Below are 24,221 nucleotides of genomic sequence, written 5' to 3'. Positions count from 1 at the left end.
CTGGTCCTGAGATTCTCGGGTCTGCGCTTCGCTTCGCCGGAGAATGACGCCACCCCGGTAGCTAAATCCGCCCTTCCAGCGCGGCCATGACCTTCTCGGCAACCAGCCCTGAGACGCGGCCGTTCGACTCCACCGTATTGCCGGCGATGTGCGGGGTCAGGATCAGGTTGGGCGCCCCAGTGAAGACCTTGGCGGCGTCCTTGCCGAGCGGCTCCTGCTCGTAGACGTCGATGGCGGCGCCGCCGAGCTTGCCGGCCTTGAGCGCCTTGACCAAAGCCGCTTCGTCCATGATGCCGCCGCGCGCGGTGTTGATCAGGATCGCGTCGGGCTTCATCCCGGCAAGCGCCTTCGCGTCGATCATGCCCCGCGTTTCGGCCGTCAGCGGCACATGCAGGCTGATGACATCGGCCTCGGCCAACAGTTCGGCGAAGTCGAGCCGGCGCACGCCGCTCCAGGCGGGGTCGTCGACCGGCAGGCGCGGATGATAGGCCGCGACCTCCATGCCGATCGCGCGGGCATGATGGGCGACGTCGCGCGCAATGGCTCCGAAGCCGACGAGGCCCATCAGCTTGCCGGCGATCTCCCGGCCGATCAGCTTCGTCTTCGGGAATTCGCCAGCCAGCATCGCCGCATTGGCGAAATAGGCGCCACGCAGCAGCGTCATCGTCGTGCCGATGACATATTCCACAACGGATAGGCTGTTGGCGCCGGTCGCCGGAAAAACGCGGATGCCGCGGTCGGCGCAGACCTTCATGTCGAGATTATCTAGCCCGACGCCGAGCCGGCCGATCACCTTCAGCGCCCGCGCCGCGTCCAGCACCTTGCCGCGGACCTGCGTCTGATTGCGCACGATCAGGGCCGGGACATCGGCGACCAATCGCGCGATCTCGTCAGGGCTGGCGAAAAGCTCGGGGTCGTAATGAACCGTGTAGCGCGACTTGAGGTTCGCGACGGCGGTCTCGTCCATGAATTCGGTGATGACGATGTCGGTCATGATGCCCCCGCGGCCATTCTTCCTGTCATGGCTCAGCCCAGCAAAGCGAGGCCGGCCGTGACGACCACGAGGATGGTCACTGTCGTTCCCGTGACCAGAGCCAGATGCCGCCAGCCGAGCCGGGCCATCGCCGCCATCGAGGTGCCCAGCCCCAGCGCCGCGATGGCGATCAGCAGGCCCCAGCGCGAGGCTTCGAGCAGGGCGTCGCGAACCGGCTGGTAGAGCGGCGCCAGCGTGGGCATCAGAGTCAGCAGGCTGTTCAGCACGCACAAGATGAGGAAGACGATGGCGAAGACCGGGACCGGCACCTTGGCCTTCGAGAGCTCGCCGCTGTCACGCACCAGCCACCAGCCGACGATCAGCACCGAAGGCAGAAGCAGGAAGACCCGGAAGAGCTTGACGATCACCGCCGCATTGGCGACCTCGTCCGAGACGGACTGGCCGGCGCCGACGACCTGCGCCACGTCGTGGATGGTGCCGCCGAGCATGATGCCGGTCTGCTGCGGCGAGAAGCCGAGCCAGACGCAGATCAGCGGATAGGCCAGCATCGCGACGGTGGCGAAGACATTCATGGCGATGACGGTGAAGGCGACGTCCGCCGCCTTGTTGCGATAGTCCGGCACGACCGTCGCCGTGGCGAGCGCGGCGGAAGCGCCACAGACCGCCGTGGCGACGCCGGCGAGCGCGCCCATGCCGGCTTCGCGGCCGAGCAGGCGCGCCAGCGCGAAGCCGACGACGACCGTCACCACCATCGAGCCGACGATCAGAAGCGCCGTCGAGAGGCCGAGCGCCGCGATATCTCCCAAAGCGATGCGCAGGCCGAGCAGCGCGATTGCCCAGCGCAGCAACTTCTTGACGCAGAAGGTCATGCCTGGCGCGAAGCGCCGGGTGTTGGCCAGGGGGTGCAGCAGCATGCCGATCACCAAGGCGATGACGATGGCCGGGATGCCGATGCGGCCGCCCGCTGCAGCCTTGAGGAGCGGCTCGAGGAAGGCGGAGGCTATCGCGACCGCTGCAGACAGCAGGATGCCGGGCAGAAGCGGGCCAAGGGAGCCCGCCTTGCGGGAAGCAGCGATGTCGGTCATGGCGCGGTGCTGACGATGAAAAGAAGGCGTGGATCGGGGCTGTAGAGCGGAGCGACGAAGGTTTCGGCGAATCGTCCGCCGTTCTTCTCAATGATACGGCGCGAGGCGTGGTTGTCGGCATCGCAGGTGATCGTGATCTCCGGCAGCCCGGCCTCATGCGCAACGCCCAGCATCGCCGCAAGCGCGGCGGTGGCGTAGCCGTGCCCGGTGTAGGCCGGCAGGATGGTGTAGCCGACATGGCCGAGCACATGCTCAGGCAAGGCCATCATCGGGCGGCCGTCGCCATCCTCCTGCCAACGCAGGTTGATCGAGCCGATGAAGGGGCGCTCGGCCCGATCCTCGGCGAAGATCCAGCGCGTCGGTCCGGGTATGCGCTCGACCTCACGGCCATCGGGCAGACGGATGCGACCGGGTCCGCCGCGAATCTCGGCCAGGAATGCATCGGCATCGCGGGCGATGGCGGCGAGCTGTTCCGGCGCGACATCGCGCGTCGTGTTCGGCGACCAGCCCCCGCGCAGCGCCGCCTCATAGGCGCCGAGCAAGGCTTTGTCGGGAACTTGCAGGGAGATGCGCGCCGGCACGGCGAGAAGATCCTTCTACGCGGCAACGCCGCTCCAAGCGCGCGCATATAGCCTGATCGCCGCCGATACGCGATGGCTTCCGCGCTACAGCTGCCGGGAAGCCGCCATTCGCCGGGTGTATCGGAGAAGGTATTGCTCGCGAGGCAAGGCAGCGCGTGATACCGCCTTGCCATGGCCAGCCAGATCGTTTCGCTCGAAGCCTTTCTCGACCTTCCGGCGCATGCGCGCCTGCTCGGCCTCGACCTCGGCACCAAGACGATCGGGCTCGCGCTGTCCGATCTGGAGAGGCAGATCGCGACGCCGCTGGAGACGATCCAGCGGGTCAAGTTCGGTCTCGATGCCGCTGCGCTGCTGAAGATAGCGCAGAAGCATCAGGTTTCCGGGATGGTGATCGGCTTGCCGCTCAACATGGACGGCACCGAGGGGCCACGCGTGCAGTCGACGCGCGCCTTCGTCCGCAACCTCGCTCCCCTCACCGATCTGCCGATCGTGTTCTGGGACGAGCGGATGTCGACGCTTGCGGTGACGCGCACCCTGCTCGATGCCGACGCCTCCCGCGCCAAGCGCGCGGCAGTCGTCGACAAGATGGCAGCGGCCTACATCCTGCAGGGCGCGCTCGATCGGCTGGGCAGGCTCGTGCCGATCGAAGACGATGAAGACGGCCCGTACTGACAGCGCCCAAATTGAAAGCGGGCGGCGTCCTCGCCTTTACTGGATGAATATTCCGCGCTTGATCGCCTTCTTCTGCGCCTCGCGCTCGTTCTTGATCGCCCGCTTGCGCTCGTCCAGCGACATGCCGGCCATCGGATCCTGCTGGCGACGGCCGCCATCCACGCCGGACCGGCGATCATTGCGCCAGTCGCCGCGGCCGTCGTCTCGCCCATAACCGCGACGGTCGTCGCGCCAGCCGCCACGATCGTCGCTACGACCGTAGTCGCGCCGATCGTAGCCGTCACCGCGCCGTTCATACGAACGGTCATAGCCAGGGCCACCATAATACTGCGCAGCTGCGGGCTGGACACAGGCCAAGCCGATCGCCGCCATTCCCAGCCCCGCGACCAGAGCGCTTCGAAGCGAGATCATGTGAAGATACCCCCACCCTTCCATCGAGATGCGACGCCATACATCTGACGGCGAATCGCAAAGATTTTCCTGACGCAGGCCCTCACATAGCAAGGCCCGCGCAGATTGCGCGGGCCTTGCAGGGAGCACGGAACCGCAGATCAGCGATTATCGCGGAAGTCATACGGCGCGTAATAACCCCGCGGATAGGCATAGACCGGAGCCGGCGGAGCCGCGTAGTAGTCGTCTTCGTAATACGGCGCCGCATAAGCGCGGTTATTCGCCGCAACCGCAGCGGCACCCAGAATACCCACGCCGACGGCGCCGGCGATCGCCGCACCACGCGACGGGCCGCGCCAGCCGCCATGGTAACCGCGATAACCACGGTAATACTGCGTGTACCCGGCTTGCGCCTTGTCGAGACGGGCGGAGTCGAACATCCGCTGCTCCTTCGCCAGTGCGGGGGCAACGAAGCCACCAGCCGCGACGCTCGCTGCGGCCAGCGCGATGGCAACCTTTTTGTGCAGAGACCTCATGACGGCATCTCCTTTCTCGGGATCATCCCGAAACATGGCGAGAGTTTCGTTCGATCCGGTTGAATGAGACCTGAACCAATCGCGGCGGCATTGCGGCAGGAACACAGCGGCTTTCCATCCACGCTCTTGCCGGGCGCAATCCGCCATGGGACAGGCCTGTTGATACGCGTTCATCAACCTCTGGCGGGTTCCGTTGTTCCCCCCGCCCCGTCCGGTTCAGCCATGCTCGACAGCCTGATTGCCGTTTTCCTCGTCATCGCGACGGGCTGGCTCCTGAAGGTCCGCAACATCGTCTCGCCGGCGCATTGGGTCGGCGTCGAGCGCCTGACCTATCAGGTGCTGTTCCCGGCCGTCGTCATCCACACGCTCGCCATGGCCGATCTGCGCGGCGTGCCCGTCCTCGCCATGGGGTCGAGCCTCGTGCTGGCCATCCTGAGCGTCGCGGCGCTGCTGCTGGTGACCCGGCCGGTGCTGGCGCGTGCGGGTATCGACGGCCCGGCCTTCACGTCTATCTTCCAGGGCTCGGTCCGCTGGAACACCTTCGTGGCGCTCGCGCTGGCAGCCGGCCTGCAGGGCCGCAACGGCGCGACGCTGATGGCGATCGCGGTTGCCGCCATGATTCCGCTGCTCAACGTGATGTGCGTCGTCGTCCTCGCGCGCTTCGCAAACGGCAAGCCGATGAGCGTCGGTGCCACCATCCGCTCGATCCTGTACAACCCCTTCATCTGGTCTTCCGCCGTCGGTCTCATCCTCAATCAGGCCCAGTGGCTGCTGCCCTCGGCGTTCACCGGCTATCTCGACGTGCTGGGGCGGGCCTCCCTGGGCATCGGCCTCCTCGTCGTGGGTTCGGCGCTCGATCTGAACCGGCTGGCGCGCCCCCGCTTGGCCCACTGGGCCGCCGTTGGATTGAAGCTCGTGGTGATGCCGTTCGCGGCCTGGCTCTATGCCGGCTGGTTCGGCGTCACGGGTCCGGCCCTGACGATGACCGTCATCGCCGGCGCCGTTCCCACGGCCACCGCCGCCTATTTCCTCGCCCGCGATCTCGGAGGCGATGCGCCGCTCATGGCCGAGATCACGACGCTCCAGACCCTGCTGGCGCTGGCGACGCTTCCGGCGGCAGTGCTGCTCCTGACCTAGCTACTTTAGCTTGAAATTTATTGGACACTACAATCTATAATTGTATACCGCCCGGAGGATCGAAGCCCCTCCACACGAGTTGGTCCCCGATCCTGCGAGGGAATCCAGTCGCCATGAAGCAAAAAGCCCAAGATCTGGCCTCGCTCAAGCCCGACCCTGACGACAATCAGGACGATGCCACCCCCGATCGGTCGATGACCCCGCTGGAAGCCGCCTCCTTCATCGAGAGCATGACAGCCGAGCTACGGATCATGGCGCGCGACACGAAGCTGAACACATTGTCCTATTTTCTCGAGATGGCGCGGGTCGAAGCCTCAGCCGAAATCGTGCGTCAGGCGCGCTCGAACGGCGACAGCCAATAGGCCGATCTCGCCCGTCAAATCGTCCCCTCGACCACCGGCCTCCCGAACCCGGAAGGTCAGACGCGCGCCCGCGACAAGGCTCCTCCCGGATGCCGGCGCACTTCGCCTTCGAGCTCCAGATCGACAAGGACCCGGTTGATCTCGCGCGCCGCCTGGCCGCTCGCGCGGACGAGGTCATCGAGCGCGACCGGCGTCGGCCCAAGCAGGTCCATGACAAGGCGCCCGAGATCCGGCGCTCCGGCCGGCCCTTCCAGCGTTGCGGCAGATTGCGGCGGAGCATAATTCTCGTCATGCCGGACGAAGCCCGGGGCCGGCGTCACCTCCGGCAGGTCGAGTTCATCCCACATCGCCTCGCTTGGCGGCTCGCCCGAAGCTTCTCGCAGGGCGGAGCGTTCCAGCCAGGAAGCCGGCTCCTGCCGGCGCAGCGGCGCCAGCGCCTCGATGACATGGGATGCTTCGGCACAAAGCGTGGCTCCCTCCCGGATGAGGTGATTGCCGCCCTCTGCGCGCGGATCGAGCGGCGAGCCCGGCACGGCGAAGACCAATCGGCCCTGTTCGTTGGCAAAGCGCGCCGTGATCAGCGAGCCCGAGCGCCGCGCCGCCTCGACGACGACCGTACCCAGCGAAAGACCCGAGACCAGCCGGTTGCGGCGCGGGAAGTCGCGCGCCCTGGCAACCCAGCCGAGCGGCATCTCGCTGACGATGGCACCTCTTTCGGCGATGCGCTCCGCCAGAGGGGCATTCTGCGGCGGGTAGATCTCGTCGAGGCCGCCGGCGAGCACGGCGATCGTGCCGGTATCGAGGCTTGCCTGATGGGCGGCCGTGTCGATGCCGCGCGCAAGGCCGGAGACCACGATGTAGTCGGCCTCGCCGAGTTCGCGCGCCAGCCGCGCGGTGAACTTCATCCCTGCCGCGGAGGCGTTGCGGGAGCCGACAAGCGCAACCGCTGGCCTTTGCAAGGCTTGCACCTGTCCGAGCACCGCGATGAGCGGCGGCGCGGAATCGATCGCCTGCAGAGGCAACGGATAGTCCACCTCACCCAGTGCAACGAGGCGACCGCCGAGGCGCCGTAGCCCTTCCAGCTCGCGCTCCGCCTCGGCAAGCGTGCAGATGCGGATCGGGCGGCCGGCCTGACGGGCAAGGTCCGGCAGCGCCTCCAGCGCGGCTCCGGCCCCGCCGAAACGGTTCATCAACGAGAGGAAGCTGCGCGGGCCGATGCTCTCACTGCGGATCAGCCTCAGCCAATCGAGGCGCTGGCGATCGGAGAGAGCGATGCCAGCCATCCGCGTTCAGCCCTTCTGGCCGATCTTGCCTTCGCGCCCGGTCAGGAGCCGGGCGATGTTGGTTCGGTGCATGATCCAGAGCAGCACCGTCAGGATGCCCATGACGATGGCGGCCTGGTGCATGCCGGCCCAGAACCAGAGCAGAAGCGGCGTCAGCAGGCTCGCGACCAGCGCCGAAAGCGATGAATAGCGCGAGAGATAGGCGATGCTCAGCCAGACGGCGGCGAAGACCAGCGCGATCGAAGCCTTCACGCCGATGAGCACGCCGAGATAGGTCGCTACGCCCTTGCCGCCCTTGAAGCGCAGCCAGACCGGGAAGAGATGGCCGAGAAAGGCGCCGATGCCCGCCACCAACGCTGCCTCCGGGCCGCCGAGCAGGCGCGAGCCGACGATAACCGCCGCCGTGCCTTTCAGCATGTCGCCGACGAGGGTGGCGGCCGCGAGCTTCTTGTTGCCGGTGCGCAGCACATTCGTCGCGCCGATATTGCCCGAGCCGATGCTGCGCAGATCCGGCCCGCCGGCCAGGCGCGTCAAGACGATGCCGAAGGGGATGGAGCCGAAGAGATAGCCGACGACGAGGGCGATCAGCGTGGCGGAGCCGGAGAGGCTCCAGTTCAAAACATCCGTCATGCCGCCCCTTTTCCCGCAGTCCGCATAGAGCCTAGCCCGGCTCGTATTCGTACACCACCCGTCCGCCGACGATCGTCGCCTGGACGATGCCTTCCAGGCGCGCCTCGTCGAAGGGCGAGTTCTTGGCGCGCGATTTCAGCTTGCGCTTGTCGACGACGAAGGGCGCCTCGGGATCGAACAGGATGAGGTCGGCCGGGGCACCGGGCGCAAGCCGCCCCGCTTCCAGTCCGAGCAGGGCGGCAGGGCGCGCCGACAGGGCGGCGAAAAGCTGCGGCAGCCCGATCTGCCCGGCCTGCACCATGCGCTGCGATGCCGACAGCATGGTCTCGATGCCGAGCGCGCCGTCCGCCGCCTCGGCGAAGGGCTGGCGCTTGGTCTCGACGTCCTGCGGGTCATGGTCGGACACCACGACATCGATCACGCCATCGGCGAGCGCGGCGACCAAGGCTAGGCGATCGTCCTCGTGACGCAGCGGCGGCGAGACCTTGCAGAAGGTGCGGTAGTCCCCGACGTCGTTCTCGTTGAGGGTCAGGTTGTTGATCGAGACGCCGCAGGTGATGCGCACGCCGTCCTGCTTGGCGCGGCGGACCAGTTCGGCCGATTCCGCGCAGGAGATCATCGCGGCGTGGTAACGGGCGCCGGTGGCTTTCGCGAGGCGGATGTCCCGCTCCAGCATCACCGTCTCGGCCTCGAGCGGGATGCCCGGCAGGCCTTTCCGGCTGGCGAACTCGCCCTCGTTCATCACGCCGGAGCCGCGCAGCTCGGGATCCTCGAGATGGTTCATGATCAGGGCGTCGAAATCGCGGGCATAGATCATGGCACGGCGCATCACCTGCGGATTGCGCAGGCTCCTGGCGCCATCGCAGAAGGCGACGGCGCCAGCCTCCAGCAGCAGCCCGAACTCCGTGATCTCCCTGCCTTCCAGCCCCTTAGTCAGCGCGGCGCAGGGCAGCACGTTGACGATCGCCTTGTCGCGGGCGCGGCGCTTGAGGAAGTCGATGATCGCGGGGTCGTCGATCGGCGGATCGGTGTCGGGCCGGCACACCACGGTCGTGACACCGCCGGCAGCGGCGGCATGCGAGCCCGTGCCCAGCGTCTCGCGGAATTCGGCGCCGGGTTCGCCGAGGAAGGCACGCAGGTCGACCAGGCCCGGCGTCAGCACGAGCCCCTTCGCATCGACGCGGCGCACGCCCTCGGGCGTCGCGGGCGCGGCGCCCCATTCGACCGCGGCGATCGCGCCGTCGCGTAGCAGCACGGAGCCGGCCCCGTCGCGCCCGGTCACGGGGTCGACCAGCCGGGCGTTGACGATCGCCAGGTGCCGCGATGCGATGTCCCGAGTTGCCAAGTCCTGCGCTGCGATGTCCTGAGATTCAGCCATGTTCAGTTCCATCCCGGCGATCAGCGCTCGGCCGGCGTGTGAAGACGTAGCTCCAGAAGGCGACGAGCCCCCAGAACAGCAGGCAGAGCAGGCCGCCGGCGATCACGATGAACCATGTCCAGCCCGCGCGCGGGTCGGCATAGAGGAAGCCCGCCGCGACCACGAGATAGAGCCACGTGAAGACGAAGCGCGCCCGGCGCATCAGGGAGAGCAGCCAGGCGAGAGCTCCCTCCATCCCGCTCAGACATTCGGCAGGTGCTGGGCCAGCGCGTCGAGCACGGCCATGCGGACCGCGACGCCCATCTCGACCTGCTCGCGGATCAGCGACTGGGCGCCGTCGGCAACCTCGGAGGAGATCTCGACGCCGCGGTTCATCGGGCCCGGATGCATCACCAGCGCGTCCGGCTGGGCGCGCTCCAACTTCTCGCGGTCGAGCCCGAAATAGCGGAAATATTCCTTCGAGGACGGCACGAAGGCGCCGTGCATCCGTTCAAGCTGGAGGCGCAGCATCATCACGATATCAGCGCCTTCGAGCCCCTTGTTCATGTCGGTGTAGAGCTCGACGCCCATGCGCTCGATGCCGGGCGGCATCAGCGTCGAGGGTGCGATCAGACGGACTTTCGCGCCGAGCGCATTGAGCAAGATGATGTTCGAGCGGGCGACGCGCGAGTGCACGATGTCGCCGCAGATCGCCACGGTCAGGCCCATGATGCGGCCCTTGTTGCGGCGGATCGTCAGTGCGTCGAGCAGCGCCTGCGTCGGATGCTCATGGGCGCCGTCGCCGGCATTGACCACCGAGCAGTCGACCTTGCGGGCGAGCAGGTTGACCGCGCCTGCCGCGTGATGGCGCACCACGATGATGTCGGGGCGCATGGCGTTCAGCGTCGCGGCGGTATCGATCAGCGTCTCGCCCTTCTTCACCGAGGACGAGGCGATCGACATGTTCATCACGTCGGCGCCGAGACGCTTCCCCGCGAGCTCGAAGGAGGCCTGTGTCCGGGTCGAGGGCTCGAAGAAAAGGTTGATCTGGGTGCGGCCGCGCAGCGTCGCCGTCTTCTTCTCGACCTGCCGGGAGAGCGCGACATAGGCCTCGGCGCGGTCCAACAGCGCCTCGATGTCCAGATGGGACAATCCCTCGATGCCGAGGAGATGGCGGTGCGGGTAGAGCGGTGCTGGCGATGTCATTTGAAGCAGGCTGTTTAGGCGCGAGTCGGGCCGGGCGCAAGCCGCTCATGGCCGGGATGGGGCTATGTCCTGTGAACCGTGGAACTTTCGCTGAAACGGCGCTAGGTCACATCCTTTCGCCGCGAGAGGACTCGAGCCTTGTCCAGCCCGATTGACGCTTACGCTCCAGCTGCCGACGGCGCCGAATGGCAGGCGATCTCGCCGGCCGATGCAGGCTTCGATCCGGAGAGGCTCAAGGTTGCCGTCGCTTTTGCCACCGAGAACGAGAGCCCCTGGCCGCGCAGCCTCTACTATCCGGACGGCAGCTATGTCGGGAATGTCGAATGGAACGAGCGCGGCCCCTGGACCGAAATCGTTGGCCCCGTGCGCGAGCGCGGCGGGCCGGCAGGCCTCATCCTGAAAGGTGGCCGCCTCGTCGCCGAATGGGGCGACACCGCCCGCACCGACATGACCTTCTCGATCGCAAAAAGCTATCTGGCGGTGCTCGCCGGCATTGCCTTCGATGACGGGCTCATCTGCGAAGTCGAGGAGCCGGTCGGCAAGAGCGTCGACGATGCCGCCTTCGCCGGCCCGCATAACGGCACGATCACCTGGCGGCATCTGCTGCAGCAGTCGAGCGAATGGCAGGGCGAGCTCTTCGGGAAATCGGACCAGGTCGATCACAACCGCCAGATCGGCCCAGGCGCCGACAACAGCCGCAAGGGCGAGCGCCGCGAGCTGAAGACGCCCGGCAGCTTCTACGAATACAACGATGTCCGCGTGAACGTGCTGAGCTATGCCCTGCTCCAGCGCTTCCGTCGGCCGCTGCCGGATGTGCTGCGCGAGCGCGTCATGGATCCGATCGGCGCCTCGGCCGATTGGGAGTGGCAGGGCTACAGCACTTCCTTCGTCGAAATCGACGGCCGCCGGCTTCAGTCGGTGCCGGGCGGCGGGCATTGGGGCGGCGGCCTGTTCATCGGCGCGCGCGACCATGCCCGCTTCGGCCTGCTGATCGGCCGCAAGGGATTGTGGAACGGCCGGCAGCTGCTCTCGCAGGCCTGGGTCGAGCGGATGCTGACGCGCTCTCCCACCCTCGGCAATTACGGCTATCTCTGGTGGCTGGCACGCGGACCCGCGGCGCGGCCGAACCTGCCGCCGACCGCCTTCTCGGCGCTCGGCGCCGGCAGCAACGTGATCTGGGTCGAGCCCGAGCAGGATATCGTCGCGGTGCTGCGCTGGATCAACGGCGCCTCGACCGAAGGCTTCATCGACCGGCTGCTGGCGGCGCGGGGCTGAAAGCTCGCCGCATTCGCCTGGGAAACACTTTCGTCATTCCGGGGCAAGCCGCAGGCTTGAGCCTGGAACCCATAACCGCAGCGCTTGCCGGATTAAATACCGGCCGGCCCGCTTTATCCCGTTCCATCGGCGGTTATGGGTTCCGGGCTCTTCGCTGCGAAGCCCCGGAATGACGAGGTGGTTCCGGGCTTAATCCTTCACCGCATAGACATGCGCCGGCCCGGGGAAGCGCCGGGCCCGCACCTCGGCGGCATAATCGCCGACCGCCTTGTCCACGCCCTCGGCGAGATTGCCGAAGAGCTTGACGAATTTCGGCACGCGGCCGGTCAGGCCGAGCATGTCGTCAAGCACCAGGATCTGACCGTCACAGGCGGCGGAGGCGCCGATGCCTATCGTGGGAACCGCGACCTTGCCGGTGATCTCCGCCGCCAGCGGCTCGGCCACGGCCTCGACGACCACCGAAAAAGCCCCGGCCCGCGTCACCGCTTCGGCATCGGCCATGATCGCCGGCCATTCGGCCCGGTCGCGGCCCTGCGCCTTGAAACCGCCGAGCACGTTCACCGCCTGCGGCGTCAAACCGATATGCGCCATCACCGGGATGCCGCGTTCGACGAGAAAGCGGATCGTCTCCTCCATGCGCGCCCCGCCCTCCAGCTTGACCGCGCCGCAGCCCGTCTCCTGCATGACCCGGGCCGCGTTGCGGAAGGCCTGCTGCGGGCCTTCCTCATAGCTGCCGAACGGCATGTCGACGACGACCAGCGCCCGCTGCGAGCCGCGCATCACCGCCTGTCCGTGCAGGATCATCATCTCCAGCGTGACCGGCACGGTGCTGTCGAGGCCGTGCACGACCATGCCAAGGGAATCGCCGACGAGCAGGAAATCGCAGTGCCGGTCGGCCAATGCCGCCATCGGCGCGGTGTAGGCCGTCAGCGAGACGACCGCCTCGCCGCCCTTGCGGCCGCGGATATCCAGCGCCGTCACGCGCTTGATCTGTGCTTGCGACGACACGCTCTTCTCCCCATGTAACGGCCGGTGCCCGCGAAAGGGCCTAAACGCTCTCCCCCGTCCCGAAAAGCGCAATCGGCGTTTGACAGGGCCGGCGTGCTGAACCACTTTCGCGCGCAATTCCGAACCGCCGGAGCCTCGCCGGTCGCTGAACCGCCCTCTAAGGGACGGGTCAGCGCTCTGAAAAGGCTGTCATCGAGACCAAAATCATGAAGCTCCTCGTCGTCGAGTCGCCGGCCAAGGCCAAGACGATCAACAAATACCTGGGCTCCGACTACGAGGTCGTGGCGTCGTTCGGCCATATCCGCGACCTGCCGGCCAAGGACGGCTCGGTCGAGCCCGAGAACGACTTCGCGATGAAGTGGGAGATCGAGGGGCGCGGCGCCAAGCAGGTCTCCGAGATCGTCAGGGCGCTGAAGGGCGCCGACAAGCTCATCCTCGCGACGGACCCGGATCGCGAAGGCGAGGCCATCTCCTGGCACGTGCTGGAAGCGCTGAACCAGAAGAAGGCGCTGAAGGGCATCCCGGTCGAGCGCGTGACCTTCAACGCCGTGACCAAGGACGCGGTGCAGAAGGCGCTGGCCGAGCCACGCGCCATCGACCAGGCGCTGGTCGATGCCTATCTGGCGCGCCGGGCACTGGACTATCTCGTCGGCTTCACGCTCTCGCCGGTGCTGTGGCGCAAGCTCCCCGGCGCCCGCTCGGCGGGCCGCGTGCAATCGGTGGCGCTGCGCATCGTCTGCGAACGCGAACGCGAGATCGAGGCCTTCCGGGCGCGGGAATACTGGTCTCTGGTCGCGACGCTCGCGACGGAGTCGGGCCAGACCTTCGACGCCCGGCTCGTCGGCGCCGACGGCAAGAAGATCACCCGTCTCGACATCGGCAATGCCGAGGAGGCCAAGGCCTTCAAGGAGGCGCTGGAGAGCGCCCTCTTCAACGTGACCGAGGTCGAGGCCAAGCCGGTCAAGCGCCACCCCCAACCGCCGTTCCAGACCTCGACGCTGCAGCAGGAAGCCTCCCGCAAGCTGGGCCTCGCCCCGGCGCGGACCATGCAGCTCGCCCAGCGCCTCTATGAGGGCGTCGACATCGGCGGCGAGACCGTCGGCCTCATCACCTATATGCGAACCGACGGCGTCGACATGGACGGCTCGGCGATCGCCGCCGCGCGCAGCGTCATCGGCAAGGAATTCGGCGAGCGCTACGTGCCGAATGCGCCGCGCAAGTACATGGTCAAGGCCAAGAACGCGCAGGAGGCCCACGAGGCCATCCGCCCGACCGATCTCGGCCGGCTGCCGGCCATGGTCGCGCGCCAGCTCGAGCCGGAACAGGCGAAGCTCTACGAGCTGATCTGGAAGCGCACCATCGCGAGCCAGATGGAATCGGCCGAGATGGAGCGCACCACGGTCGACATCGCGGCCAAGGTCGGCGCGCGCAACCTCGACCTGCGCGCCTCCGGTCAGGTCGTGCTCTTCGACGGCTTCCTGACGCTCTATCAGGAGAGCCGCGACGACGAGGAGGACGAGGATTCCAGGAAGCTGCCGGCGATGAAGGCCGGCGACAAGCTGGAGAAGCGCACTATTGCCGCCGACCAGCACTTCACCGAGCCGCCGCCGCGCTATTCGGAAGCCAGCCTCGTCAAGCGCATGGAAGAGCTCGGCATCGGCCGGCCCTCGACCTATGCCGCGACGCTCTCGACGCTGCGCGACCGCGAATATGTCCGCATCGAGAAGAAGCGCCTCGTGCCCGAGGACAAGGGCATGCTGGTCACGGCGTTCCTCGAGAGCTTCTTCAAGCGCTATGTCGAGTTCGACTTCACGGCGAACCTCGAAGAGAACCTCGACCGCGTCTCCAATGCGGAGATCGACTGGAAGGCGCTGCTGCGCGACTTCTGGCAGGAGTTCCAGGCTTCGATCGGCGAGACCAAGGATCTGCGCGTCGGCGACGTACTGGAAGCGCTGAACGGCATCCTCGGCGACTACATCTTCCCGAAAAAGGCCGATGGAACCGACCCGCGCATCTGTCCGACCTGCGGCAACGGCCAGCTTTCGCTGAAGCTCGGCAAGTTCGGCGCCTTCGTCGGCTGCTCGAACTATCCGGAATGCCGCTATACGCGCCCCCTCTCCGTCCCCGCCGCCGAAGGCGAGGCCTCGGCCGAGGGCGGCCAGGGCACGCCCGGCGTGCGCATCCTCGGCACCGATCCGGTGACCAGCCTCGAAGTCACGATGCGCGACGGCCGCTTCGGCCCGTATATCCAGCTTGGAGAGGGCGAGAAGCCCAAGCGCTCCAGCCTGCCGAAGGGCATGAGCCCGGGAAGCGTCACGCTCGACAACGCGCTGGCGCTGCTCTCGCTGCCGCGGGAGGTGGCGCGCCACCCGGTGTCGGGCGAGCCGATCCTCGTCGGCATCGGCCGCTTCGGGCCTTATGTCCAGCACGGCAAGGTCTACGCCAATATCGACAAGGATGACGACGTCCTGGAGCTCGGCGCCAACCGCGCCATCGACCTGATCGTCGCCAAGGAGAGCGGTGGAGGCGGCCGGCGCGGCGGCGCGGCAACGCCGGGTCGCGCACTCGGCGACCATCCCACGGGCGGCGGGCTCGAGGTGAAGGCCGGCAAATACGGCCCCTATGTCGCCTGGGGCAAGGTCTTCGCCACCCTGCCGAAGACGATGGCGCCGGAAAGCATCACGCTGGAACAGGCGATAGAGCTGGTGAACGCCAAGGCCGAGCTCAAGGGCGGCGCCAAGGGCGGCAGGACCAGCGCGCGGGCCAGCAGCACGAAGCCGGCAGCCAAGGGCAAAGCTGCCAAGAGCAAAGCCGCCGGAGGCAAGCCGGCCGCAAAGTCACCGGCCCGCAAGAGCAAGACGTCGGAGGGCTGAAGGCGCTGCCTCGTTTCTCACCCCGCATGACGCTTATTTCGCCAGAGGTCACGCCCTTAGGTTAACCAGCCATTCAACGCCCTTTATTACAAGTTGTTTCGCGGCAAAGCCGTGGAGTGGCCGTCGGGGGGTGGGATGAAGTCGATTGGGACCAAGATCCTGGGGCAGATCGCGATCGTCGCGGTCGGCGCCCTGATCGCGCTGGGCTGCGCGCTGCTCGCAATCTCGCGGATGGAGGCCATGTACGGCCGCTCTTCCGAACAGAACAACCTCGCCCTGATCGCCGAGCGCCTCAACGTCGCGGTCAACCAGGTCGTCGCCAACTCGCTGCAGGTCTATACCGCGCGCAATCCGCATGATGCCGGCATCGCCGCGGGCACGGTCGAGACCGGGATCAAGCAGGTCGACGAGCGCATGAAGGGGCTGGTCAGGCTCGCCCCCGAAAGCGAGCGCGAACGCATCGACAAGATCAGCAAACTGATCGGCGAATTCATCACTATCCGCACCGAGACCGCACGTCTCGCCCGCGAGGTCTCCGGCCGCGCCGCCGACGCCTGGGGCAACGGCGAAGCCAGCAAGAAGAACCGCGCCACTCTCCAGGAGGAGCTGACGGCCTTCAGCGGCTTCAACGAGGAGCGCGCCGATGCGGCGGAGGCAGAGACGCTCTCCTTCGCGTCGCAGGTCCGCACCTTCCTGCCGGTGGCCCTGCTCGTGCTGCTCGGCGGCACGATCGCCGGCGCACTGGTATTTTCGCGCCGCTCGATCGTGCGCCCGATGACGGATCTGAGCGCGGTGATGGAGCGCCTGACCGAGGGCGACACCGCCGTCGAAGTGCCCCATACAAAGCGCGCCGACGAGATCGGCGTGATGGCTCGCTCCGTCGCGGTGTTGCGGGAGGCGACCAAGCAGGTCGCCGAGCTGCAGGACGAGGAGCGGGCGGCTGCGGCGGCGCGTCTGGCGCGTGCCCAGTCGATCGAGGCGGTGGTCTCGGATGTCGGCGAGGTCGTGGCTGCCGCCGCTGCCGGCGACTTCAGCGCCCGGCTCGAGATCAAGGATTCCGATGCCCAGATGCAGCGCCTCGTCGAAGGCATCAACGAGATCAACGCGGTGGTCGATTCCGCCACGACCGAGTTCGCCGGGGCGCTCGCGGCGATCGCCGGCGGCGACCTGACCAACCGCGTCGAGACCGCCTATCGCGGCCGCTTTGCCGATCTCAAGCGCGCCATCAACGAGACCGTCGACCGCCTGTCCGAGACGGTGTCGACGATCCAGACCACCTCGGCCGATGTCGGGCTCGCGGCGCGTGAGATCAACATGGGCGCCGACGATCTCTCCAAGCGCACCGAAGAGCAGGCTTCTTCGCTGGAGGAGACTGCCGCCACCACCGAAGAGCTAGCGGCTTCCGTCAAGGCTTCGGCCCAGGCCGCCCGCCAGGCGACCGAGATCGCCGAGGAAGCCATGAGCGCGGCGCAGTCCGGCGGCACCATCGCCGGCCAGGCCGTCGAGGCCATGGCCCGCATCGAAACTGCCTCGCAGAAGATCTCCGACATCATCCGGGTGATCGACGACATCGCCTTCCAGACCAACCTGCTCGCCCTCAACGCGGCGGTGGAAGCGGCGCGCGCCGGCGATGCCGGCAAGGGCTTCGCCGTCGTCGCCTCCGAGGTGCGTACTTTGGCGCAGCGCTCGGGCGAGGCCGCCAAGGACATCTCCGGACTGATCTCGTCCTCGAACGCCGAGGTCACCGAGGGCGTCAAGCTGGTGCGTCAGGCCGGTCAGTCGCTGACCCGCATCCTGGAGGCCTCCCAGAAGGTCTCGGCCACCATCGCAGACATCTCGGCCGCCTCGGGCGAGCAGGCCAACGGTATCGACGAGATGAGCCAGGCCGTCGCCCATCTCGACGAGATGACCCAGCAGAACGCGGCGCTCGCCGAGCAGAGCGCCGCTTCCGCCTCCTCGCTCTCGAGCCGCATCGGCCAGCTCAACGACCTCGTCGCGACATTCCGGACCCGGCGCGAGGCCACCAGCGGACGCATGGCCGCCTGAAGTTCACAGGATGGAACAGGAATGCGGCTGATCAGCCGCGCGTCGCCACGCATTCGATCTCGATGTCGAACGGCAGGGACCAGGGTTTGATCGCGGCGCTGGTACGCGCCGGGAAGCCTTCGCCGAAACGTTCCCTGTAGACGGCGTTGACCGCGCCCATCAGCGCCGGATCGGTCACGAACACAGTCGCCTTCACGACCTTGTCCAGCGACGAGCCGGCGTGGCGCAACGCCATGTCCAGCGCGTCGAGGCAGGCATGCGTCTGCGTCCCGATATCGCCCGCCACGATCTCACCGGTGCGGATGTCGACCGGAGGCATGCCGCAGGTGAAGAGCAGATCGCCGGCCCGGACCAGCGCCGAGGTCGGCGCTCCCAGCTTGCGGATGGCTTCGGAGATAACGGGGACCTCGATCACTTCGCGCTGCATGCTGGCCTCGCTGCCGGAACTGGAACGGCTGTAGCACGCCGTGTCGATGCAGAGTCAGACTGTCATTCCTGGGCTTCGCGCCAGCGACGAGCCCAGCATCCATGGGCAGCGACGGAACGAAAGACGGCGGCGTAGCCGCAGCTTCTGTTTCGAAACCGTGTGTTTCATGGGTTCCGGTGCTCAGGCCTTCGGCGGCCCCCGGAATGACGGGGTGTTTCCGTGAAAATCCCGCGCCGGTTTAAAGGCTGGCCACCACCACGATGCGCTTCACCTCGCCGCGCAGGAAGGCCTGCAGGAAGCGCTCGTAATCCTTGAAGGAAATGCAGCCATTGGAGTCGCCGCGCGGCCCGAGCAGATAGGTGTGGGCAAGCAGGCCGGCGCGGCCATGGATGGCGCCGCTGCCGCCGACCGGGTTCAGCCGGATGGCGCGGACGCCGTGGAACAGGGCCTCGCGCTCGGTCAGCGTATAGGTGTGCGGCGGCGTGACGCCCTTCATCCGGACATGGGCGTAGCGCGCATCGTCCATCATCTCGCCGAGGCCGGAATGGGCCTCGAGCCGCTCGCCATTCGGCATGTAGACCATCCTGGCGCCGATATCGTAGATCGCCGTGCCGGCCTCTGCCGTGCGCGGCGGCGTGCCGGCCGAGGGGCTGAGGCGGGTGATGCGCCCGCGATCGACGACATCGTCCTGCGGCGCGGCATAGGCCAGCGCCGTACCGGCGGGCTCCTGCTTCTGCACGCCGAAGAGCTTGTCGAAGAAGGAGCGATTATCCTCGGGCGTCGGAGCCGCCGCGGCGGTGCGGCTACGGCGAGGCGCGGTCGGCTGCGCGACGCGCGGCTGGACTGGCTGCTGAGGATCAGCCTTCGGCAGCAGGTCCAGGGGCCGCGGCACCGGCATGGGCATCGGCACGGACTTCTCCGCCAAGGTGACGGGCGGCTGCGGCGGCAGGGGCAAAGCGGGCTCGGCAGCAGCGACTGAGGTCGAAGACGGGGCCGGGTTCGCCGGCTGGAACGCGGAGCGCACCGGAGCGCCCGGCACGAAGGAAGCGGCATTGCCGCCGGACAACGCGGGATCGAGCAGGCCGCTATAGGCCGGGGCAGCCTGCGAAGCGGCACGGCCTGGCGGCGTCTTGCGCGCATTGGCGGAGGGGGCGTTCGCGGTGTCGTTTCCCGGAGTGCCCTGCCCGAGCATCCAGAAACCCGACATGGCGCCGCAACTCAGGGCGGCGGCGAGGAAGAACCCTTTCAGCAGAGGCCGGCGACGGCGGCGCGACCGCACATAGGGCACGCCACCTTCCCGCACATAGGTCGCATAGGTCATCCGCCGCACTCTCGATACGCTTACGCTACGCCCGACGGCTGCGGACACGGCTTCGCCGCTCGCACTCCAGCCGAGGGAGCGCGACGCACGTCGCGATGTGTCCGAGCATGCCGGGAGAACCAAACTTCGTTCTGTTCCGATAAGGCGCTTTGTTGGTTAATCGCCGGTGAACCGCATCGATAATTTTTGCGGATGTCGCGGCGTTCGCCTGCCGCCGCGGCGCTCCCAAGGCCACGGAAAGACGGCGCCATGATGGCGGACCGCTTCTCGTGGCGGAGGCGAAAATTTCTCGACCCTTCGCCCCGATTGGCCCATCATTCTGCGCCAGGCTGGATTTCCGCCCGTTTTTCCCACCTCAACGCTCGAATCGGTTATGTCACAGGGATCGCAGCCCCAGGGACAACAATCCCAAGGACAGCAAGCCTTCGCCATGGCTGCGCAGGAGGCCGGAAGCGCCGTGACCAAACCAGCCGAGCCGAGGACCAGCTCCGTCGCGGCGCTGGGCGCCATCGTCAGCGGCGCGCTCATCCTGCAGGTCGCCGCGACCATCGTGAACACGGTGGTGCCGCTGAAGATGGCGGTGGAGCAGAAGGCGCCGCTGCTGATCGGCCTCGTGGGCTCGGCCTATTCGGTCGGGTTCCTGGCCGGCTGCTTCGTGATCCCCGCCTTCATCCGCCGCGTCGGGCATATCCGCGCCTTCGCCGTGTTCGCGGCGCTGCAGGCCGTGCTGACCTTGAGCTTCGCGATGACGCCGCTGGATATCTGGGGCGCCTCGCGGCTGGGGATGGGCTTCGCCGGCGCGGGCCACGCCATCTGCATCGAAAGCTGGATCAGCGGACAGGCCAAGGCCGGCCAGCGCGGGCGCGTCTTCGGCTTCTACCAGATCCTCAACCGCCTCGCCCTGATCGGCTCGCAGATCGGCGTCGGCTATGTCTCGCTACAGTCGGGCGACATCTTCCTGTTCGCCAGCGCCGCCTTCTCGATCGCGTTGATCCCCGTCGCCATGACCAAGGCCAAGGGGCCGGAATCAGGCGAGGTCGTCTCGGTCAGGCTCAACACGATCTGGCAATATGCGCCGGCCTCGGTCATCGGCTGCCTCTATGTCGGGCTGATGGGCGGGGCGCTCACCAATGTCGCGCCGGCCTACGGCATCCTGATCGGGCTCGACCAGGCCTGGGCGATCCTGCTGACGGCCGGCATCCAGATCGGCGCGCTCATGCTGCAATGGCCGCTCGGACTGCTGGCCGACCGCGTCGAGAGCCGGATCATCATGCTGAGCGCCACGCTCTCTGTGGTGCTCTGCTCGCTGGCGCTGGGCGCCGTGCTCTGGCTCGCCGTGCCACATACCCGGTTCTGGCTGTTCGGGCTGTTCGCGCTGATCGGTGCGGGCAGCATGCCGATCTATACGGTCGCTGTCGCCCATGCCTATTTCCGGCTCGGCCGCGAGCGGGCGCTGGGCTTGTCGGCGCAGCTGCTGTTCCTCTGGGCGACAGGCTCGGCCATCGGCCCGCTGGTCTCGACCGCCTTCATGCAGGCCGTCGGCCCCAACGGGCTGCTGGCTTATCTAGGGCTGCTCTCGGCTGCGGCCAGCGCCTATCTCACCTTCCGGCTGAGGCGCAACCCGCCCTCGGCCAGCCCCTTCGGCGAGCGCCCGACGACGGCGCCGACCATCCCCGACGTCTCGCCGTCCGGCCGCTCGCAGGGCGGCAAATAATCCGGGCCTACGCCGCCGGCGCGTGGCGGCTCGGCTTGGCCTTGAGTTTCAGCTCTTCCAGATCCTCGCGCTCGCGCGGCGTGTTGCGCATGAGTTGGTCCTTGCCCGGCTGGTACTGCACCGGCTGGGCCGTATCCACCCCATACCAGGCCGCAGCGCGCAGCACGAAGGACGGATCGGCCAGATGCGGCCGGCCGAGCGCGACGAGATCGGCTCGTCCGGCGGCGACGATGGTGTTGACCTGATCGGCCGTGGTGATGTTGCCTACGCACATGGTCGCGACCTCCGCTTCGTTGCGGATGCGATCGGAGAACGGCGTCTGGAACATGCGGCCATAGATGGGCCGCGACTCCTTCACCGTCTGGCCGGTCGAGACATCGACGAGATCGCAGCCCTCCGCAGCGAAGGCCTCGGCGATCGCGACGGAATCCTCCGGCGAGAGCCCGCCATCAGCCCAGTCCGTCGCCGAGACGCGGACCGACATCGGCTTCTCGCGCGGCCAGCTCTCGCGCAGCGCACGGAAGACCTCGAGCGGGAAGCGCAGCCGGTTCTCGACCGAGCCACCATAGTCGTCCGTGCGCTTGTTGGTCAGCGGCGAGAGGAAGCTCGCGAGCAGATAGCCGTGGGCGCAGTGCAGCTCCAGCATATCGAAGCCGGCGCGTTCGCCGCGCTCGGCCGCCGCGATGAACTCGGCCTTCACCTTGTCCATATCCGCCCGCGTCATTTCGCGCGGCACCTGGCTGTCCGGGTAGTAGGGCAGCGGCGATGCCGAGACGATGGGCCAAGCGCCATCGGCGAGCGGCCGGTCCATGCCCTCCCACATCAGCTTCGTCGCGCCCTTGCGCCCGGCATGGCCGAGCTGGAGGCAGATCTTCGCGGCCGAATGAGCGTGGACGAAAGCGACGATGCGCGTCCAGGCCGCTTCCTGCTCGTCGTTCCAGAGGCCCGTGCAGCCGGGGGTGATGCGGGCGTCCGGCGCGACGCAGGTCATCTCGGTGAAGATCAATCCGGGGCCGCCGATGGCGCGCGAACCGTAATGCATCAGGTGCCAGTCATCAGGCAGGCCATCCTGTGCCGAATATTGACACATCGGCGAGAGGGTCATGCGGTTCTCGACCTGCATGTCCCGGAGCCTGAAGGGCTGGAAGGCCGGTGGGACCGGCGAGCCGTCCTTGCGCCGTCTCGCCAGCGGGCCGAGCCCCTGGGCGACCAGCTCGTCCACGGCCGACACCATCGCCGGCGCACGCAGCGCCAGATTGTCGTAGGTGATCGCCTTCGAGCGCGTCATCAGGCCGAAGGCGAAGCGCAGCGGCTCGAAATCCCAGAAGCGCCTGAGCTCCTCGAACCAGACAAGCGAGACATCGGCCGCGTGCTGCGTCTTCTCGACCTCCTCGCGGCGCTGCTTCTCGTACAAGGCGAGGCCCGCGGCGACATCGAGCTTGGCCTGCCCCATCGCCTTGTGCAGCGCGATGGCATCCTCCATCGCAAGCTTGGTGCCGGAGCCGATCGAGAAATGCGCGGTCGCCTTGGCGTCGCCGATCAGCACGACGTTCTCGCTCACCCAATTGCGGCAGCGGATCATCGGGAAATTGCGCCAGAGCGAGCGGTTGGTGATGAGGCTGTGGCCCTGCAGTTCCTCGGCGAAGACGCCTTCGAGGAAGGCGGCCGACTGCGCCTCGTCCATGGCGCCGAGCCCCGCCTTCTCGAAGGACTCGGGGTCGGTCTCGAGAACCCAGGTCGAGCGGCCCGCCTCGTACTGGTAGCAATGAGCGATGAAGACGCCGTGCTCGGTCTGCTTGAAGAAGAAGGTGAAGGCGTCGAAGGGCCGGGTCGAGCCCATCCAGGTGAAGTGGTTGGGCCTGAGATCGACCTGCGGCTGGAAGCGCTCGCGCCAGTTCTCGCGGATGCGGCTGTTGATGCCGTCGGCAGCGACGACCAGGTCGTAATCGCGTTTCAGCGTATCGATATCGGCTATATCGGTTCCGAAATGCAGGTTGACGCCGAGTTCGCGCGCCCTCGCCTGCACCAGCATCAGCAGCGAACGGCGCGAGCAGCCGCAAAAGCCGTTGCCGGGCACGCGATAGGTGTCACCCTTGAAGCGGATCTCGATATCGTCCCAATAGGCGAAGTTGTCGCGGATGGCGGCATAGCTCTCCGCATCCGCCGCCTTGAAGGTGTCGAGCGTCTGGTCGGAGAAGACGACGCCGAAACCGAAAGTGTCGTCGGCCTGGTTGCGCTCGAACACGTCGACGGTGAGCTGGGGCCAGTCCCGCTTCATCAGCAGTGCGAAATAGAGGCCCGCCGGCCCGCCGCCCACAACCGCGATACGCATCGACGCCTCCATCAGGGAACCGGCCGATCCCGGTCTAGAAATTATTTTAAGCCTAAAATGATTTTGAACTCAAGGGACTTTCGCCCTTTCCGGCCCGCACATCGCAACTGAGCCAAGCATGCCCGGAAACGCCATCGAATACCGCAAAACCATCGCTGCATCGCATGCCCGCAGACAAGCCGCTTGCAAATTGATTGAGACTTAAAATATATTCGACGACGGAGGTCGAACGGTCATGACTCTGCAGGGACAGCGCGCGCTGGTGACGGGAGGCGGACGTGGCATCGGCCGCGCCATCGCCGCCATGCTGACACAGGCAGGGGCGCAGGTCAGCATTCTCGGCCGCGACGAGGCTGCCTTGCGGGATGCCGTTGCAGCCGACGCGGCAGCCGATTTCGCGACCTGCGATGTGCGCGACGCGAGTTCGGTTTTCGCTACCCTGGATCAGCTCCCCGGCGGACGCGCTTTCGACATCGCGATCGCCAATGCCGGCGCGGTCGAGACCGGCCCGTTCATGCGCAGCGACAGCGAGCGCTTCCGCCGCATGGTCGAGATCAACCTGATCGGCACCGTCAACCTGTTCCATGCCGTGCTGCCCGGCATGCTGGAACGCCAGCGCGGCCGACTGATCGCCATCGCCTCGACGGCCGGACATCGCGGCTACGCCTATGTGAGTGCCTATGCGGCGGCGAAGCATGCCGTGATCGGGCTCGTGAAATCGCTGGCGCTGGAGACGGCGCGCTCGGGCGTCACCGTCAACGCCGTCTGCCCGGGCTATGCCGACACCGACATGGTCGCGAGCGGGCTCGACGCCATCGCGGCGAAGACCGGCAAGAGCCGCGAGCAGGCGCTGGCCGAGATGGTCAAGGACAATCCGCAGGGACGGCTGATCGCGCCGGAAGAGGTCGCCGCCGCGGTGCTCTATCTCTGCGGACCGGGCAGCGATGCGGTCACCGGCCAATCGCTCCTCATCAATGGCGGGGAGTTCTGAG

22 protein-coding genes are annotated in these 24,221 nt (G+C 67.2%); 8 read left to right on the top strand and 14 right to left on the bottom strand.

The annotated features are described in order from the left end of the window. Positions 1–61: 61 nt before the first annotated feature. The 3 genes from AC1DVA_RS10495 to AC1DVA_RS10485 are packed head-to-tail and all read right to left on the bottom strand — an operon-like array spanning position 62 to position 2,660. Positions 62–994 carry a hydroxyacid dehydrogenase gene (locus AC1DVA_RS10495; RefSeq protein ID WP_476805870.1) on the bottom strand — a complete coding sequence of 311 codons (933 nt, stop codon included), beginning with the start codon at positions 992–994 and terminating at the stop codon, positions 62–64. A gap of 32 nt (positions 995–1,026) precedes the next feature. Beyond that, a complete protein-coding gene (locus AC1DVA_RS10490) occupies positions 1,027–2,079 on the bottom strand; it encodes a YeiH family protein (protein WP_476805869.1) in 1,053 nt (350 codons plus the stop codon). Next, on the bottom strand, positions 2,076–2,660 hold the full coding sequence (locus AC1DVA_RS10485) for a GNAT family N-acetyltransferase (RefSeq protein ID WP_476805868.1): 585 nt from the start codon (positions 2,658–2,660) through the stop codon (positions 2,076–2,078). Before AC1DVA_RS10485 ends, AC1DVA_RS10490 begins: the two co-directional genes overlap by 4 nt. Positions 2,661–2,831: 171 nt before the next feature. Here AC1DVA_RS10485 and ruvX point away from each other — a divergent pair, with 171 nt between their 5' ends. Continuing rightward, positions 2,832–3,332 carry a Holliday junction resolvase RuvX gene (gene ruvX / locus AC1DVA_RS10480; protein WP_265052994.1) on the top strand — a complete coding sequence of 167 codons (501 nt, stop codon included), beginning with the start codon at positions 2,832–2,834 and terminating at the stop codon, positions 3,330–3,332. 36 nt (positions 3,333–3,368) lie between these two features. On the opposite strand, the gene AC1DVA_RS10475 is transcribed toward ruvX, so the two are convergent. Next, positions 3,369–3,704 (bottom strand): hypothetical protein, encoded by a 336-nt coding sequence (locus AC1DVA_RS10475; protein WP_476805867.1) that lies wholly within the window; start codon positions 3,702–3,704, stop codon positions 3,369–3,371. Positions 3,705–3,883: 179 nt separating this feature from the next. Further along, the gene (locus AC1DVA_RS10470) at positions 3,884–4,432 is read right to left on the bottom strand and encodes a hypothetical protein (protein WP_476805866.1); all 549 of its coding nucleotides are present in this window, start codon (positions 4,430–4,432) and stop codon (positions 3,884–3,886) included. Between the two features lie 48 nt (positions 4,433–4,480). Between AC1DVA_RS10470 and AC1DVA_RS10465 the strand changes: the two genes are divergently transcribed. Then, positions 4,481–5,395, top strand: coding sequence for an AEC family transporter (locus AC1DVA_RS10465; RefSeq protein ID WP_476805865.1), 915 nt, complete (start codon positions 4,481–4,483; stop codon positions 5,393–5,395). A 113-nt stretch (positions 5,396–5,508) separates the two neighbouring features. Continuing rightward, positions 5,509–5,757, top strand: coding sequence for a hypothetical protein (locus AC1DVA_RS10460; protein WP_476805864.1), 249 nt, complete (start codon positions 5,509–5,511; stop codon positions 5,755–5,757). A gap of 56 nt (positions 5,758–5,813) precedes the next feature. Here the strand turns inward: AC1DVA_RS10460 and dprA are convergent, their stop codons facing one another. The 5 genes from dprA to AC1DVA_RS10435 are packed head-to-tail and all read right to left on the bottom strand — an operon-like array spanning position 5,814 to position 10,233. Further along, entirely contained in the window at positions 5,814–7,031 is a 1,218-nt protein-coding gene (gene dprA, locus AC1DVA_RS10455) for a DNA-processing protein DprA (protein ID WP_476805951.1), read from the bottom strand. Between the two features lie 15 nt (positions 7,032–7,046). Continuing rightward, positions 7,047–7,670, bottom strand: a complete 624-nt coding sequence (plsY, locus tag AC1DVA_RS10450) for a glycerol-3-phosphate 1-O-acyltransferase PlsY (protein WP_476805863.1) — start codon at positions 7,668–7,670, stop codon at positions 7,047–7,049. Between the two features lie 31 nt (positions 7,671–7,701). Beyond that, complete coding sequence (gene pyrC, locus AC1DVA_RS10445; RefSeq protein ID WP_476805862.1) at positions 7,702–9,048, bottom strand: dihydroorotase; 1,347 nt, start codon at positions 9,046–9,048, stop codon at positions 7,702–7,704. After that, entirely contained in the window at positions 9,041–9,283 is a 243-nt protein-coding gene (locus tag AC1DVA_RS10440; protein ID WP_476805861.1) for a hypothetical protein, read from the bottom strand. The genes pyrC and AC1DVA_RS10440 overlap by 8 nt, the downstream gene beginning before the upstream one ends. Positions 9,284–9,288: 5 nt before the next feature. Continuing rightward, positions 9,289–10,233, bottom strand: a complete 945-nt coding sequence (locus tag AC1DVA_RS10435) for an aspartate carbamoyltransferase catalytic subunit (RefSeq protein ID WP_476805860.1) — start codon at positions 10,231–10,233, stop codon at positions 9,289–9,291. 138 nt (positions 10,234–10,371) lie between these two features. Here AC1DVA_RS10435 and AC1DVA_RS10430 point away from each other — a divergent pair, with 138 nt between their 5' ends. Beyond that, on the top strand, positions 10,372–11,508 hold the full coding sequence (locus AC1DVA_RS10430; protein ID WP_476805859.1) for a serine hydrolase domain-containing protein: 1,137 nt from the start codon (positions 10,372–10,374) through the stop codon (positions 11,506–11,508). Positions 11,509–11,697: 189 nt separating this feature from the next. On the opposite strand, the gene panB is transcribed toward AC1DVA_RS10430, so the two are convergent. Beyond that, the gene (gene panB / locus AC1DVA_RS10425) at positions 11,698–12,516 is read right to left on the bottom strand and encodes a 3-methyl-2-oxobutanoate hydroxymethyltransferase (protein WP_476805858.1); all 819 of its coding nucleotides are present in this window, start codon (positions 12,514–12,516) and stop codon (positions 11,698–11,700) included. A gap of 206 nt (positions 12,517–12,722) precedes the next feature. Here panB and topA point away from each other — a divergent pair, with 206 nt between their 5' ends. Both topA and AC1DVA_RS10415 read left to right on the top strand, forming a co-directional pair. After that, positions 12,723–15,389 (top strand): type I DNA topoisomerase, encoded by a 2,667-nt coding sequence (gene topA, locus AC1DVA_RS10420; RefSeq protein WP_476805857.1) that lies wholly within the window; start codon positions 12,723–12,725, stop codon positions 15,387–15,389. Positions 15,390–15,524: 135 nt separating this feature from the next. Continuing rightward, entirely contained in the window at positions 15,525–17,435 is a 1,911-nt protein-coding gene (locus AC1DVA_RS10415; protein WP_476805856.1) for a methyl-accepting chemotaxis protein, read from the top strand. A gap of 31 nt (positions 17,436–17,466) precedes the next feature. Here the strand turns inward: AC1DVA_RS10415 and AC1DVA_RS10410 are convergent, their stop codons facing one another. Beyond that, a complete protein-coding gene (locus tag AC1DVA_RS10410) occupies positions 17,467–17,862 on the bottom strand; it encodes a RidA family protein (RefSeq protein WP_476805855.1) in 396 nt (131 codons plus the stop codon). 238 nt (positions 17,863–18,100) lie between these two features. After that, on the bottom strand, positions 18,101–19,183 hold the full coding sequence (locus AC1DVA_RS10405) for a DUF2778 domain-containing protein (RefSeq protein WP_476805854.1): 1,083 nt from the start codon (positions 19,181–19,183) through the stop codon (positions 18,101–18,103). Between the two features lie 457 nt (positions 19,184–19,640). On the opposite strand from AC1DVA_RS10405, the gene AC1DVA_RS10400 reads away from it, so the two are divergent. Continuing rightward, positions 19,641–20,897, top strand: coding sequence for an MFS transporter (locus AC1DVA_RS10400; protein WP_476805853.1), 1,257 nt, complete (start codon positions 19,641–19,643; stop codon positions 20,895–20,897). Between the two features lie 7 nt (positions 20,898–20,904). On the opposite strand, the gene AC1DVA_RS10395 is transcribed toward AC1DVA_RS10400, so the two are convergent. After that, positions 20,905–23,229 (bottom strand): bifunctional salicylyl-CoA 5-hydroxylase/oxidoreductase, encoded by a 2,325-nt coding sequence (locus AC1DVA_RS10395; protein WP_476805852.1) that lies wholly within the window; start codon positions 23,227–23,229, stop codon positions 20,905–20,907. A gap of 235 nt (positions 23,230–23,464) precedes the next feature. Here AC1DVA_RS10395 and AC1DVA_RS10390 point away from each other — a divergent pair, with 235 nt between their 5' ends. Continuing rightward, positions 23,465–24,220 (top strand): SDR family NAD(P)-dependent oxidoreductase, encoded by a 756-nt coding sequence (locus AC1DVA_RS10390; protein WP_476805851.1) that lies wholly within the window; start codon positions 23,465–23,467, stop codon positions 24,218–24,220. Position 24,221: the final 1 nt, after the last annotated feature.

It is taken from the genome of Allobosea sp. P4_C6 (assembly GCF_056402015.1).
This window is presented reverse-complemented; position numbering and strand designations above follow the sequence as displayed.